This is a genomic window from Streptomyces incarnatus (assembly GCF_001027185.1).
GTDB lineage: Bacteria > Actinomycetota > Actinomycetes > Streptomycetales > Streptomycetaceae > Streptomyces > Streptomyces puniciscabiei.
Window position 1 is genome coordinate 5,027,990 of sequence record NZ_CP011497.1, and the last position, 14,281, is coordinate 5,042,270.

General features: G+C 71.3%; 12 protein-coding genes, 2 pseudogenes and 1 riboswitch. Of the genes and pseudogenes, 11 read left to right on the forward strand and 3 right to left on the reverse strand.

Translation table 11 applies throughout. The features are described from left to right. The first annotated feature begins 21 nt into the window (after positions 1 to 21). The 4 genes and pseudogenes from ABB07_RS22660 to ABB07_RS22675 all read left to right on the forward strand — a co-directional run bounded on the left by ABB07_RS22660 (position 22) and on the right by ABB07_RS22675 (position 4,262). Positions 22 to 849, forward strand: coding sequence for a glycoside hydrolase domain-containing protein (locus tag ABB07_RS22660; protein WP_208900425.1), 828 nt, complete (start codon positions 22 to 24; stop codon positions 847 to 849). Between the two features lie 148 nt (positions 850 to 997). Further along, positions 998 to 1,648 carry a SurA N-terminal domain-containing protein gene (locus ABB07_RS22665; protein ID WP_208900426.1) on the forward strand — a complete coding sequence of 217 codons (651 nt, stop codon included), beginning with the start codon at positions 998 to 1,000 and terminating at the stop codon, positions 1,646 to 1,648. A gap of 140 nt (positions 1,649 to 1,788) precedes the next feature. Next, a pseudogene (locus ABB07_RS22670) lies at positions 1,789 to 2,766 on the forward strand (nucleoside triphosphate pyrophosphohydrolase); the annotation flags it as partial. A gap of 173 nt (positions 2,767 to 2,939) precedes the next feature. Beyond that, positions 2,940 to 4,262 carry a cytochrome P450 family protein gene (locus ABB07_RS22675; RefSeq protein ID WP_425264753.1) on the forward strand — a complete coding sequence of 441 codons (1,323 nt, stop codon included), beginning with the start codon at positions 2,940 to 2,942 and terminating at the stop codon, positions 4,260 to 4,262. On the opposite strand, the gene ABB07_RS22680 is transcribed toward ABB07_RS22675, so the two are convergent. Beyond that, entirely contained in the window at positions 4,256 to 4,939 is a 684-nt protein-coding gene (locus tag ABB07_RS22680) for a DUF899 family protein (RefSeq protein WP_208900427.1), read from the reverse strand. The genes ABB07_RS22675 and ABB07_RS22680 overlap by 7 nt on opposite strands. A 295-nt stretch (positions 4,940 to 5,234) precedes the next feature. On the opposite strand from ABB07_RS22680, the gene ABB07_RS22685 reads away from it, so the two are divergent. The 6 genes and pseudogenes from ABB07_RS22685 to ABB07_RS41775 all read left to right on the forward strand — a co-directional run bounded on the left by ABB07_RS22685 (position 5,235) and on the right by ABB07_RS41775 (position 11,278). Beyond that, on the forward strand, positions 5,235 to 6,338 hold the full coding sequence (locus ABB07_RS22685; protein ID WP_208900428.1) for a LysM peptidoglycan-binding domain-containing protein: 1,104 nt from the start codon (positions 5,235 to 5,237) through the stop codon (positions 6,336 to 6,338). A gap of 176 nt (positions 6,339 to 6,514) precedes the next feature. After that, a riboswitch (cyclic di-AMP (ydaO/yuaA leader) is annotated at positions 6,515 to 6,687 on the forward strand. A 4-nt stretch (positions 6,688 to 6,691) separates the two neighbouring features. Beyond that, positions 6,692 to 7,378 carry a transglycosylase family protein gene (locus tag ABB07_RS22690; RefSeq protein ID WP_208900429.1) on the forward strand — a complete coding sequence of 229 codons (687 nt, stop codon included), beginning with the start codon at positions 6,692 to 6,694 and terminating at the stop codon, positions 7,376 to 7,378. Positions 7,379 to 7,731: 353 nt separating this feature from the next. Next, on the forward strand, positions 7,732 to 9,018 hold the full coding sequence (eno, locus tag ABB07_RS22695) for a phosphopyruvate hydratase (RefSeq protein WP_142218790.1): 1,287 nt from the start codon (positions 7,732 to 7,734) through the stop codon (positions 9,016 to 9,018). 132 nt (positions 9,019 to 9,150) lie between these two features. Further along, entirely contained in the window at positions 9,151 to 9,627 is a 477-nt protein-coding gene (locus tag ABB07_RS22700; RefSeq protein ID WP_055710526.1) for an FtsB family cell division protein, read from the forward strand. Positions 9,628 to 9,679: 52 nt separating this feature from the next. Then, positions 9,680 to 10,084: pseudogene (locus ABB07_RS41770) on the forward strand (DUF501 domain-containing protein); the annotation flags it as partial. Positions 10,085 to 10,285: 201 nt separating this feature from the next. After that, positions 10,286 to 11,278 carry a Ppx/GppA phosphatase family protein gene (locus ABB07_RS41775; RefSeq protein WP_244189788.1) on the forward strand — a complete coding sequence of 331 codons (993 nt, stop codon included), beginning with the start codon at positions 10,286 to 10,288 and terminating at the stop codon, positions 11,276 to 11,278. Positions 11,279 to 11,344: 66 nt separating this feature from the next. Here ABB07_RS41775 and ABB07_RS22710 read toward each other — a convergent pair whose 3' ends face one another. Continuing rightward, complete coding sequence (locus ABB07_RS22710; protein ID WP_208903848.1) at positions 11,345 to 11,617, reverse strand: hypothetical protein; 273 nt, start codon at positions 11,615 to 11,617, stop codon at positions 11,345 to 11,347. Between the two features lie 550 nt (positions 11,618 to 12,167). On the opposite strand from ABB07_RS22710, the gene ABB07_RS22715 reads away from it, so the two are divergent. Beyond that, the gene (locus ABB07_RS22715) at positions 12,168 to 13,550 is read left to right on the forward strand and encodes an NAD(P)/FAD-dependent oxidoreductase (protein WP_208900431.1); all 1,383 of its coding nucleotides are present in this window, start codon (positions 12,168 to 12,170) and stop codon (positions 13,548 to 13,550) included. Between the two features lie 81 nt (positions 13,551 to 13,631). Here ABB07_RS22715 and ABB07_RS22720 read toward each other — a convergent pair whose 3' ends face one another. Further along, on the reverse strand, positions 13,632 to 14,222 hold the full coding sequence (locus ABB07_RS22720) for a hypothetical protein (RefSeq protein WP_208900432.1): 591 nt from the start codon (positions 14,220 to 14,222) through the stop codon (positions 13,632 to 13,634). Between the last annotated feature and the right edge of the window lie 59 nt (positions 14,223 to 14,281).

Genomic DNA, 14,281 nt, shown 5'->3' on the forward strand with positions numbered 1-14,281 from the left:
CACACGCAAGGGGTGGGGTTCATGGCCGGTCATCGGCAGTCGAAGAAGCGCAGACACATCACGTGGGCGGTGGCCGGGGCGGCCGTCGTCGCCGGTGCCGGGATCGCCGCGCAGACCTCCATGGCCGCCACCGCCTGGCCGGCGCAGAAGACCTTCACGGGGCGCGCGTTCGACACCTGCGCCGCGCCCTCCAAGGCGGCCATGAAGGCCTGGCACACCGGCTTCTACGGCGCCGCCGCCGTCTACGTGGGCGGCAGGAACCGCGGCTGCGCGCAGTCCAACCTCACCGCGGACTGGGTCAGGTACGTCTCCGGCATGGGCTGGAAGCTCATCCCGCTCTACGTCGGCGCCCAGCCGCCCTGCCAGTCCGGTGCCAACCCGGAGAAGATCACCGCGTCCACGGCCGCCTCCCTCGGCGCCAAGGACGCCGCCGACGCCGTCGCCAAGGCCTCCGCGCTGGGCATGAAGGCGGGCAGCCCGGTCTACCTCGACATGGAGCCGTACGACATCACGAACACGGCGTGCAACGACGCCGTGCTGACGTACGTCCGCGCCTTCGACAAGGGCCTGCGCGCGAAGACGTACCGCAGCGGCTACTACGGCTTCACCAGCTCCAGCGCCAAGGCCATCGCCACCGCCAAGGACAAGACGGACCTGCCGGGCAACCTCTGGTACGCGCTGTGGGACAAGCAGAACACGACCACCGCGGACTGGCCGTGGGGGGCGACCCAGTTCACGAACCACAGCCGCGGCCATCAGTACCTGGTCAACAGCAAGGAGACCTACGGCGGGGTCACGCTCACCGTGGACCGGGACGCGTGGGACGCGCCGGTGGCCATCACCGGCTGAACCGGGAGCAGGCCCGGCAGGGTGCGCGACGGTGCCCGAAGCGCGTGCGAATCGTTGGTCGAATGGGTTGGCCCCGGCCTCCCCACTGCCTACCATCGATCACCGCAAGACTTTGTGCACCGTCGCACAATCTCCTCGGGAGGTTTCCTTGCACCGCCGCCGTCGCACCGCGCTCGTCCTCACCGCCGCGATCGCCGCCGCGGCACCCCTGCTGACCGCCTGCGGAAACGACGCGCACGCGGGCGCCGCGGCCGTCGTCGGCGGGCAGCGGATCACCGTCGCCCAGCTGGAGAGCCGGGTCGACGAGGTCCGCAGGGCACAGCGGGCCGCGGTGCCGGACGAGAGCCAGTACCAGCAGGTCCTCGCCTCCACCAGCAGCCTGACCCGGGACACCCTGCACAACATGGTCCTCGACCGGGTGCTGCACCGCGCCGCGCAGGACGCCGGCATCACGGTCAGCCGCAAGGAGGTCGAGCAGATGCGCGCCGGGCTGGAGCAGCAGGCCGGCGGCGCCAAGGGCCTGCAGACCGCCTGGCTGCAGAAGTACGGCATCGCCCCCGCCCGCCTCGACGACAACCTCCGGCTCCAGCTGGAGGCGCAGAAGCTGGCCGGGCGGCTCGGCACCGACACCAGCCAGCCCGCCTTCTGGAAGGCGCTGTCCACGGCGTCCCAGGAACTCCACATCGACCTCAACCCGCGCTACGGCACCTGGGACGTGCAGAAGAGCAGCCGCGTGGACGCCAGGACGCCCTGGGTACGGGAGGTCACGACGTCGGGCGGGCAGCCGGTGACGGCGTAGCGGCCCGGGCGCGGCCGCGGGGTGACGGTCAGCCGCCGAGTGCCGGTCAACTGGGGAGTGTCGGTCATACGATCACACGACCGTCCCCGGCCTGTGGACAACCAAATCCGCTCGTCGCCGCCGTGGGTTACGTTCGGATCGTGAACGCATCCAGCTCCGACCTCGCCCCCGCCGCCGACCCCGGTCGCATCGTCCTGCTCACCACCAGCCACCGCGTCGCGCCGGGCCTGCTGTCCTGGCCCGCCTGGCAGGCCCTGCGCGCCGCCGACGCCGTGCTGTGCGCGGACGGAGCGCATCCGCAGCTGCCGTATCTGCGCGAGGCCGGCATAGCGGTGCGGGAGGCGTCGCCCACCGCGCAGGAGCTCGTCGACGCCTGCGCCGGCGGGCGGACCGTGGTGGTCGTGGCCACCGGTGAGGGAGAGCCCGCGCTCACCGACGGCCTGGCCCGGCTGGCCGGCTCCGGCCGCGTCGCCATGCCCGAGCTGGAGCTGCTCCCGGCCTCGTACGACCTGCCCGGCGCCCGCCTGCTGGACCTCGTGCAGGTCATGGACCGCATCCGCGCCGAGTGCCCCTGGTCCTCCCGGCAGACCCACCAGGGCCTCGCCAAGTACGGCATCGAGGAGGCGTACGAACTGGTCGAGGCGATCGAGGCCGGCGACCGCGAGGAGCTGCGCGAAGAGCTGGGCGACGTCCTGCTCCAGGTCGTCTTCCACTCCCGGATCGCCGAGGAGCACCCGGACGCGCCGTTCTCCGTCGACGACGTGGCCGGCGGCATCGTCGCCAAGCTCGTCCACCGGCACCCGCATGTCTTCGGCGACGAGAAGGCCGAGACCCCGGAGGATGTCAAGGAACACTGGCTGCGCACCAAGGCCGAGGAGAAGCGGCGCACCTCGGTCACCGAGGGCGTCCCCCTCGGCCAGCCCGGCCTGGCCCTCGCCGCCAAGCTCGCCTCCCGGGCGCGCACGGCGGGCCTCGACGTGCCGCTCCCGCAGGGCGAGGGCGTCGGCTACCAGCTGCTGGCCCTGGCGGCCCGCGCCGAGGCGGAGGGCGTGGACCCGGAGGCGGCCCTGCGCGCGGCGGCGCGAGCGTACCGGGACGCCATCCGGCAGGCGGAGGGAGCCGTCCCCGGGGCGGTGCCCACGGCCCCCGGCGGCCACCGGGACGCGGAGGCCCACCGGGACGCGGAGGCCCACCGGGACCCCGGGGAGCCGGACGCGACCGGGGCGATACCCACGGCTCCCGGCGGTTACCGGGACGCGGAGGCCCGCCCGGATCCGGATACGGTCGGGGAGTGACCGACCAGCCCCACCCCGAGACCGGCCCCAGCCCGGTGCCCGCTCCCGACGCCGCCTCCGCTCCCACCCTGTTCACCTGGGAGTTCGCCACCGACCCCTACCCCGCCTACGCCTGGCTGCGCGAGCACGCGCCGGTGCACCGGACGCGGTTGCCCAGCGGTGTCGAGGCCTGGCTGGTCACCCGGTACGCCGATGCCAAGCAGGCCCTGGCCGACCAGCGGCTGAGCAAGAACCCGGCGCATCACGACGAGCCCGCGCACGCCAAGGGCAAGACCGGTATTCCCGGCGAGCGCAAGGCCGAGCTGATGACCCATCTGCTGAACATCGACCCGCCGGACCACACCCGGCTGCGCCGGCTGGTCAGCAAGGCGTTCACCCCGCGCCGGGTCGCCGAGTTCGCGCCCCGGGTGCAGCAGCTGACCGACCGCCTCATCGACCGGTTCGCGGCGGAGGGCTCGGCCGACCTCATCCACGAATTCGCCTTCCCGCTGCCCATCTACGCCATCTGCGACCTGCTCGGCGTCCCGCGCGAGGACCAGGACGACTTCCGGGACTGGGCCGGGATGATGATCCGGCACGGCGGAGGGCCGCGCGGCGGGGTCGCCCGGTCGGTGAAGAAGATGCGCGGCTACCTCGCCGAGCTGATCCACAAGAAGCGCGAGGCGCTGCCCGCCGAGCCCGCGCCCGGCGAGGACCTCATCTCCGGTCTCATCCGCGCCTCCGACCACGGTGAGCACCTCACCGAGAACGAGGCCGCCGCGATGGCCTTCATCCTGCTGTTCGCCGGTTTCGAGACCACCGTGAACCTGATCGGCAACGGCACCTACGCCCTGCTCACCCATCCCGGGCAGCGCGAGCGGCTCCAGCGCTCCCTGGCCGCGGGGGAACGGGACCTGCTGGAGACCGGCGTGGAGGAACTGCTGCGCTACGACGGCCCGGTGGAGCTGGCCACCTGGCGGTTCGCCACCGAGCCGCTCAGCATCGGCGGGCAGCGGATCGCGCCGGGGGATCCGGTGCTGGTGGTGCTCGCGGCGGCGGACCGGGACCCGCAGCGGTTCGCCGACCCGGACGTGCTGGACCTCGCCCGCCGCGACAACCAGCACCTCGGGTACGGCCACGGCATCCACTACTGCCTCGGCGCGCCGCTCGCCCGGCTGGAGGGCCAGACCGCGCTCGCCACGCTGCTCACCCGCCTGCCCGATCTGCGGCTCGCCTCCGACCCGGCCGACCTGAGGTGGCGGGGCGGGCTCATCATGCGGGGCCTGCGCACCCTGCCGGTGGAGTTCACACCGGTCCCGGTGGGCACCGGCGCTCAGTAGTCCAGGCTCGCGAACCAGTCGCCACGGCCGCCCGGCGTGAGGTCCAGGACGTGCCAGACGGGGCTGAGGAGGTCGATGCCGCGCTGGTCGATGTCTTCGGACATGCGGGGGTGGGCGGAGTAGAAGTGGCGGACCGTGCCGTCCGCGTCCCGGGTGAAGACGGAGACGGTGGAGTCCTGCACACCGTCCTCGTCCTCGCTTCCCAGGTCGTACTTGAAGGTGCTGTCCCCGGCGCTCAGCAGGCGCAGCCGGGACCAGCCGCGGGCCCGGGCGTGCCGGCGCAGGGTGGGCGGGTCGGCGGCCGCGACGACGACGAGGTCGGCGTTCCGGGCGACGTGGTGGGCGACGCCGTTGAAGCCGTCGATCCACAGGGTGCACATCGGACACGGTTCGGTCTGCCGCTTGCCGTACATGAAGTGGTAGACGACCAACGGCCGGCCGGGGCCGGTGAACAGCTCGCTCAGCCCGACCTCTCGGACCGGCGTGTCGCCCGCGTCGAGGTCCGCAGGCCCTTCGAGGAAGACGTAGTCGCCGACTTCGGCGCCCTGCGGCAGTGCCCTGCGCAGGGCCGCCACCCGCTCGCGGTGGCGCATGAGTTCGATCTCGGCGTCGCGGAGTTCCTCGCGCGCGGCGAGGTACTCCGCGGACTCGCCGGGCAGCCGGGTGTGCCGCGCCATCGTGTCCTCCTGGACGTCAAGCCCCCCGGGGTCATGTCGAGTCCCATGGTCGCGGCCGCCCCGCGCGCCGGGAGTGAGGCGGCGCCGTTCCCGACGGGTGACAAAGCGGGCAGGAGGGGAGGATCAGGCGGCGCACGGGGGGAGATGACAAACCTTCAACTCTGTGATCTTCACGTGATCTGCGCGGCATGAACTTGTGACAAGTGATCGTCTGCCGATACGTTCACCCATCAGCGTGGCGGGGGACTCCACTTCACCGCCGCGCCGGTCCTGCTGTCGCACGAAAGGCTTCCGCATGCTCTCCGGGAACGGTCGTCACCGTCGCCCCCGTCAGGCTCCGGCCCTCCTCGTCGCGGCCGGCGTGACCGGCTCCGCCATCGCGATCCCGCTGCTCGGCGCCGCGAGCGCCAGCGCGGCCGACGGCACCACGTGGGACAAGGTCGCCGAGTGCGAGAGCGGAGGTTCCTGGAGCGCGGACACCGGAAACGGCTACTACGGCGGTCTGCAGATCTCGCTGGCCGACTGGGACAAGTACGGCGGCACGCAGTACGCCGAGAGCGCCGACCAGGCCAGCCGTTCCCAGCAGATAGCCGTCGCCGAGAAGATCCTCGGCGACCAGGGCACCACGCCGTGGGCCATGTGCGCGCTGACCGCCGGGCTGACCTCCCACTCCGGTTCGGTCGACGTCGACACCGGCGTCGGCTCCGGCGGCGGGTCGGGCGGCGGCAGCGGGTCGGGCGGCACGTCCGGCTCCGCGGACGGCTCCGACTCGTCCGGTCTGCCGGATTCGTCCTCGTCCGGCGCCACTTCGGGCTCGGACTCCGGCTCCCACTCCACCCCCGGCTCCGGCTCCTCGGGTTCGGACTCCTCCGGCTCCACCGCCGACCCGGGCGCCACGACGACCCCGAGCCCGGGCGAGAGCACCACCGGGACTCCCGGTGCGACCGGCGGCTCCACCGGAACGCCCAATCCCAAGTCCGACAAGACCGACAAGTCCGGCTCGGGCGACACTGGAAACTCGCAGGGAACCGACAGCTCCCCCACGGCGACACCCGGCACCGACAACTCGGACAATTACCAGCAGAGCCCCGGTTCTTGGAGCCTGATCGACACCGGCGCACTCAACAGTGGCGGGCGTCACCGCGGCGAGAGCGCGGACGAAAGCGTGACAAACGGTCAGAACGCCACATCTTCCGGCCGTCACGCCGGCCGGGAACCGGGCACCTACACCGTCCGTGAGGGCGACTCCCTCGCCTCCATCGCCGACTCCCTTGGCGTCGACGGCGGGTGGCAGGCGCTCTACGACACCAACAAGAACGTCATCGGGGCCGACCCGGACCACATCACCGCCGGTCAGACGCTGAATGTCGGCGCCGAAAGCGGCGGCGGCCAGCGGTAGTTGACGCCCCACTTCGCGGCTGATGTCCGGTTTGGTGAAAGTGTGGGATGAGTCTCAGAAGCCCTGATCGTCTTTGAAAATCCGCCGATCGCATGTCTACGGTCAGGACCGCTCGTCACCACGAGCCCCGGCAGTCGCAACGCCGAATCCTGCCAGCGGTTGCCCGGGAACAGTCGTCGCGTCAAGCGCCGCAGGCAGGAGCGGGGGACCCAAGGTAAGCGCCGGGCCCAGCGGTTGACGCTGGACCGGCTAGGGGTGAAGCCGCACCTCGGACAAGCGAGTGTGCGGCCGGGCAACTCAACCGGCCCGAACCCGACAGCTCACCTCGCAGGCGTCGGTGAGGGGATCGATCCATGCTGTTTTCCGGCAAGGGCAAGCACCGTCGTCCGTCCAAGGCCGTTCGCGCCATCACGCTCGCCGGTGTCACCGGCGCCGCCGTCGCCGCCCCGCTGATGGCGGCCGGCAACGCCTCCGCCGCCACCGCCTCCCAGTGGGACGCGGTCGCCCAGTGCGAGTCGGGCGGCAACTGGTCCATCAACACCGGCAACGGCTTCTACGGCGGCCTGCAGTTCACCAACTCCACCTGGGCCGCGTACGGCGGCACCGCCTACGCCGCGCGCGCCGACCTCGCCACCAAGGCCCAGCAGATAGCCGTCGCCGAGAAGGTCTTCGCGGGCCAGGGCAAGGGCGCCTGGCCGGTCTGCGGCACGGGCCTGACGAGCACCCCGTACAACGGCTCCGCCCCGGCCGCCTCGACGAAGTCCGCGCCGAGCACGAGCACCCGCTCCACCGACCAGCAGGCCGCCACCCGCTCCACCACGCGCACGGCCCCGAAGGCGAGCAAGACCGTCACCACCCCGACCGGCAAGAAGGTCAAGAAGGGCGACGGCGAGTACAAGGTCGTCACGGGCGACACCCTCAGCGCCATCGCCGAGAAGCACCACGTGGCCGGCGGCTGGCAGAAGCTGTTCCAGCTGAACAAGGACATCGTCGAGGACGCGAACCTCATCTACCCGGGCCAGCAGCTGCACCTGAAGTGACACCTGGCTCCGAACGGACCCACAGCGCCCTCACATCCCCGGCCCGCACCCTGAAGGCTCCGTGAGGGCCACCCCCGTCCCCACGGGCTCCCCGCCCCGGCGCGTGTTCCCCCGTACGCGCCGGGGCGGGGTTTTTTCTGCCCCCCTTGCCCGGGTCCCGCCGCCCCCTTTCTTCGTGCCCCGTACACCCACCCTTTGTTCCGCTCGTGAACAATGGGTACCGTCTGCGTGTCCCACCCGTCCACGGGACGGTCGGTCGGTGGCCGGCGCCCCCGGGACGGTTAGGCTCTAGGCGCAAGGCACAGCCGTAAGGCACACCGCCCCGCACTTCCAGCGTCACATCCAAGAAGGAGATGCTCGTGCCGTCCATCGACGTCGTCGTAGCCCGGGAAATCCTGGACTCCCGAGGCAACCCCACGGTCGAGGTCGAGGTCGGCCTCGACGACGGCAGCACCGGTCGTGCCGCCGTCCCGTCCGGCGCCTCCACCGGCGCCTTCGAGGCCATCGAGCTCCGCGACGGCGACCCCAACCGCTACCAGGGCAAGGGCGTCGAGAAGGCCGTCCTCGCCGTCATCGAGCAGATCGGCCCGGAGCTGGTCGGCTACGACGCCACCGAGCAGCGCCTGATCGACCAGGCCATGTTCGACCTGGACGCCACCGACAACAAGGGCTCGCTCGGCGCCAACGCCATCCTCGGCGTCTCCCTCGCCGTCGCCCACGCCGCCTCCGAGGCCAGCGACCTCCCGCTCTTCCGCTACCTGGGCGGCCCCAACGCGCACCTGCTGCCGGTGCCGATGATGAACATCCTCAACGGCGGCTCGCACGCGGACTCCAACGTGGACATCCAGGAGTTCATGATCGCCCCGATCGGCGCGGAGTCCTTCTCCGAGGCCCTGCGCTGGGGCACCGAGGTCTACCACACGCTGAAGAAGGTCCTGAAGAGCAAGGGCCTGGCCACCGGCCTCGGCGACGAGGGCGGCTTCGCCCCGAACCTCGGCTCCAACCGCGAGGCCCTCGACCTCATCCTCGAGGCCATCAAGGAGGCCGGCTACGCCCCCGGCCAGCAGATCGCCCTCGCGCTCGACGTGGCCGCCTCCGAGTTCTACAAGGACGGCAAGTACCTCTTCGAGGGCAAGGAGCGCTCCGCCGCCGAGATGACGGAGTACTACGAGGAGCTCGTGGCGGCCTACCCGCTCGTCTCCATCGAGGACCCGCTGTTCGAGGACGACTGGGCCGGCTGGAAGGTCATCACCGACAAGCTCGGCGACAAGGTCCAGCTGGTCGGCGACGACCTGTTCGTCACCAACCCCGAGCGCCTCGCCCGCGGCATCGAGGAGGGCACCGCCAACGCCCTGCTCGTCAAGGTCAACCAGATCGGCTCGCTGACCGAGACCCTGGACGCCGTCGAGCTGGCCCAGCGCAACGGCTTCAAGTGCATGATGTCCCACCGCTCCGGCGAGACCGAGGACGTCACCATCGCCGACCTGGCCGTCGCCACCAACTGCGGCCAGATCAAGACCGGCGCCCCGGCCCGCTCGGAGCGCGTCGCCAAGTACAACCAGCTGCTGCGCATCGAGGAGATCCTCGACGACGCCGCGGTCTACGCCGGCCGCAGCGCGTTCCCGCGCTTCAAGGGCTGACCCAAGGGCTGACCCAACCTGGGGTAAGGCTTAGCCAGTCGTACGTACGTCCCCGGACTCGGTCCCGTACCGTGTCCGGGGACGTACGCACGTGTGGAAACCACACCGGCAAGGGGAGGCGGGAGAAGCCAGATGGCCGTGAAGGACCGGGACCGTTTCTCCACCGCGACCAGGCTGCGGCTGCTCGGCGAGCAGACGGCGGCCCGGGTCTACCGCTCCCAGACCAGGCGGCAGGCCCGCCGCTCCCGGCTCACCGGCCGCGCGGCGCTGCTCGCCCTGGTGCTGTGCACGATGATCGTCGCGCTCGCCTATCCGATGCGGCAGTACGTCTCCCAGCGCGCGCAGATCTCCGACCTCCAGCGGCAGCGGGAGCAGGCCCGCGAGCGGGTCGAGCAGCTGCGCGACCTCAAGGCGCGCTGGCAGGACGACTCCTACGCCGAGCAGCAGATCCGGCGCCGGCTGCACTACGTGATGCCCGGGGAGACCGGTTACGTGGTCGTCGACCCCGGTACGGCCAAGCAGTCCCGCGCCGACCGCAGGGCCGCCCAGCGGCCCTGGTACGCCAATGTCTGGGACGGCGTCGACAAGTCGGACGCCTCCGACCAGTAGCCGATGCAGTCATCGATGCAGTGACCGACAGAAAGCCAGTCTGAAAGCAGTCATGGAAACGCCCCCGCCCTCCACCCCGCGCACCGAGCCCACCGACGCGGACGTCGAGGCCTTCAAGCAGCAGCTGGGCCGCCCGCCGCGGGGCCTGCGGGCCATCGCGCACCGCTGCCCGTGCGGTCAGCCCGACGTCGTGGAGACGGCACCCCGGCTGCCCGACGGCACGCCCTTCCCGACGACGTACTACCTGACGTGCCCGCGCGCCGCCTCGGCGATCGGGACGCTGGAGGCGAACGGCGTCATGAAGGAGATGACGGAACGCCTGCAGAGCGACCCGGAGCTGGCCGCGGCCTACCGTGCCGCCCACGAGGACTACATCGCGCGCCGGGACGCCATCGAGGTGCTGGCGGGCTTCCCCAGCGCCGGCGGCATGCCGGACCGGGTGAAGTGCCTGCACGTGCTGGTCGCGCACTCCCTGGCCGCGGGGCCGGGGGTGAACCCGCTCGGCGACGAGGCGCTCGCGATGCTGCCGGAGTGGTGGCGCAAGGGACCGTGCGTGCAGCCGCTCGAGGCGCCCGATCCGGCGGACGAGCACCCCGGCGAGGAGGGAGCGGTGTTCGACCCCGCCGAGGTCCGCAGCGGCTTCTTCGCCGAGAAGCCCATGGTCCCGGAGGGCTTCTCCCGGGTCGCCGCCGTCGACTGCGGCACGAACTCCATCCGGCTGCTCGTCGCCGACGTCAGCCCCGCCACCGGTGAGCTGCTGGAGCTGGACCGGCGCATGACGATCGTGCGGCTCGGCCAGGACGTGGACCGCACCGGCCGGCTGGCGCCCGAGGCGCTGGAGCGGACCTTCGCCGCATGCCGGGAGTACGCCGGGGTGATCCGTGAACTCGGCGCCGCCCAGGTGCGGTTCGTCGCCACCTCCGCCTCCCGCGACGCGGAGAACCGGGACGACTTCGTGCGCGGGGTGCTGGACATCCTCGGGGTCGAGCCGGAGGTGATCAGCGGCGACCAGGAGGCCGAGTTCTCCTTCACCGGGGCCACCATGGAGCTCAAGGGGCGCGCGGACCTCGCCAGGCCGTACCTGGTGGTGGACATCGGCGGCGGCTCCACCGAGTTCGTCGTCGGCGACGAGCACGTGCGGGCGGCGCGGTCCGTGGACGTCGGCTGCGTGCGGATGACGGAACGTCACCTGGTGCACGGCGGCAAGGTCTCCGACCCGCCCACCGAGGAGCAGATCGCCGCCATGCGGGCCGACATCGAGGCGGCACTGGACCTCGCCGAGGAGACGGTGCCGCTGCGCGAGGCGCGCACCCTGGTGGGCCTCGCCGGGTCCGTCACCACCGTCTCGGCCATCGCCCAGGAGCTGCCCGAGTACGACTCCGCGCGCATCCACCACTCCCGGATCTCCCGCGACCGGGTCCGCGAGATCACCGAGTGGCTGCTGCGCTCCACCCACGCCGAACGCGCCGCGATCCCGTCCATGCACCCGGGGCGGGTCGACGTCATCGGCGCGGGCGCCCTCGTGCTGCTCGCGATCATGGAGCGGACCGGCGCCGAGGAGGTCGTGGTGAGCGAGCACGACATCCTCGACGGCATCGCCTTCAGCGCGGCCGAGGCCGCGGCACCGGGCAAGGGCACCGCCGGCCGGTGATGCGAGCGGCCCCGGTTCCCCGGACGCGGGAACCGGGGCCGCCTCCTCAGCGCGGCCGGCCGGGCGTCAGACGCAGAGCAGCACGATGAGACCGTTGCACTCCTCGTCCTCGTCATGACCGCCGCCCTGCTCATGGCCGCGGCCCTCGTCACGGCCGCCGCCCTCGTCATGGCCACCGCCGACGGGGGCGGCCGTCCTGGCGGTGGGATGAGAGGCGGGCGTCGCGGCCACGGCGCAGGCGGCGGTCGCCGTCCCCGTGGCGAGAACGATGCCCAGGACCGCGCTGACCGCGGCTATTCGCGAGACGGCCTTCTTGGAGGCCTTCTGTGTAGTGGTCATGGCGTCACGCTATGTGCACATATGTCCGGGCAACGCGCGATGCGTGACTGATCGGGTGAACGGCGGGCCGCCCGGCGCTCCGACCGGGTGAGGCGCTGTTGTCCGGCTCTCTTTTGTTACTGATGGGTAGCCAACTGCTGAGCAGGTCGGATAACGTTTGAGCGGCTCCTGGGGGCCTTTCGGGCCCTCTCGGTGACGCGGCGTCGGGAAACTTCGTGAAGTTCTTCACAAGGATTCGGCCCCGGCCGACGTGCCGAAAGCCTCCCGTTGACCCCTTCAGGGGGCGAAGAAGCCTTTGAACGTGTTCAGATGGGGGTCGTACCGCATCTTCGGATTGCGTGTCCGGGGCGGTGTTTCGAGCCCCTCACGCTCCCGTCCGCCGCGGAGAGAGGCAGCTCACGCGGCATTGACAACGGCTGCGGGGGTAGTGCGGTTCCCCTCGTCCGCCATGATCTGCGTCACGCGGGCCGCGCAGTGTAGCACAGGGCCTGTCGGTGCTTGTGAAGGGGCGCACGAGCGACCCCCTGGGAGCGGGTGGATACTCGATGGCATGAGCACCACGGAGCGTCCCAGGATCCTCGTAGTAGGCGGTGGGTACGTAGGCCTGTACGCAGCTCGGCGCATTCTCAAGAAGATGCGCTACGGAGAGGCGACCGTCACGGTCGTCGACCCCCGGTCGTACATGACCTACCAGCCCTTCCTCCCCGAAGCCGCCGCCGGCAACATCTCCCCCCGGCACGTCGTCGTCCCGCTGCGGCGCGTGCTGCCGAAGGCGGAGGTCCTCACCGGTCGGGTCACCACCATCGACCAGGACCGCAAGGTCGCCACGATCGCCCCGCTGGTGGGCGAGGCGTACGAGCTGCCCTTCGACTACCTCGTGATCGCGCTCGGCGCGGTCTCCCGCACCTTCCCGATCCCCGGCCTCGCCGAGCAGGGCATCGGCATGAAGGGCATCGAGGAGTCCATCGGTCTGCGCAACCACGTGCTGGAGCAGCTGGACAAGGCCGACTCCACGACCGACGAGGAGATCCGCCGCAAGGCGCTCACCTTCGTCTTCATCGGCGGCGGCTTCGCGGGCGCGGAGACCATCGGCGAGGTCGAGGACATGGCCCGGGACGCGGCCAAGTACTACAAGAACGTGTCCCGCGAGGACATGCGCTTCATCCTGGTCGACGCCGCCGACAAGATCCTCCCCGAGGTGGGCCCGAAGCTCGGCCAGTACGGCAAGGAGCACCTGGAGAGCCGGGGCGTGGAGATCTACCTCTCCACCTCCATGGACTCCTGCGTCGACGGCCACGTGGTGCTGAAGAACGGCCTCGAGGTCGACGCCAACACGATCGTGTGGACGGCCGGCGTCAAGCCGAACCCGGCCCTGGCCCGCTTCGGCCTCCCGCTCGGCCCGCGCGGCCACGTGGACTGCGAGCCGACGCTCCAGGTCAAGGGCACGGACTACATCTGGGCCGCCGGTGACAACGCCCAGGTCCCGGACCTCGTCGGCCGCAAGGCGGGCAACGAGAACGCCTGGTGCCCGCCGAACGCCCAGCACGCGCTGCGCCAGGCCAAGGTGCTCGGCGACAACGTGGTCTCCGGCATGCGGGGTTTCCCGCAGAAGGACTACGAGCACGCCAACAAGGGTGCGGTCGCCGGTCTCGGCCTGCACAAGGGCGTGGCGATGATCGTCATGGGCAAGATGAAGATCAAGCTCAAGGGCCGCCTCGCCTGGTACATGCACCGTGGCTACCACGGCATGGCGATGCCGACCTTCAACCGCAAGATCCGCGTCTTCGCCGACTGGACGCTCGGCATGTTCCTCAAGCGCGAGGTCGTCTCCCTCGGCGCCATGGAGAACCCGCGCGAGGAGTTCTACGAGGCCGCGAAGCCGGCGCCGGTCGCCGCCGCGCCGAAGACCGAGGAGAAGGCCAAGGCCTCCTGACCTCAGGTCGCCGCGTACGACCCGAAGGGGCCGCCTGCCATCCGTGGTGCGGGCGGCCCCTTCGGCGTGTGCGGGTACCGGTCAGGTCGACACGGCGGCTCCCTCGGCGTGCCGGGTGCCGTGGCCCGGGGCCTTGACGCTGTCGAGCACCTGACGGTAGTCCCGGTCGACGGCCCTGCGCTGATCGCCGTGGCCGACCGTCATGATCGTGAGCTCCTGCCTGCCGTGGTCGACGAGGCGGATGTGCCCCACCCGGTCGACGCCGACGAGCTTCGCCTCCAGACAGTGGTCGCCGCCCGTCGTGCCCTCGTGGACATCGGTGCTGCGCAGACGGGCGCCGGTGTCGGAGCTGTTGTAGCCCTCCACCGCGGCCTTGAGGTCCGTCTTGAGGTCCCACGGCCGGTCGGGGGCCTTGCCGGGCCCGTCGAGCACGACGAAGCCCAGGGCTCCGTATCCGGTCTTCACCACATAGTCACGGCTGTTGACGCCGCCCTCGCTGTACTTCTCCACGTGGGGCCTCCCGGGCAGCCGGACGGAGATGCCGCTGCTGTCGGTGATCTTCTGCCACTGCGGGGCGGCGAAGGCGGAGCCGTGCGACAGCACACCTCCGGTGATCACCGTGGTGGAGGCGGCGAGCAGGACGAGACGCTGGACCGTGGAGAGACGAAGCATGGTGAGGCGCATCCGATGAGGAGGAGGGAATCTCGGGTACGCCATCCATTACGGCCCGG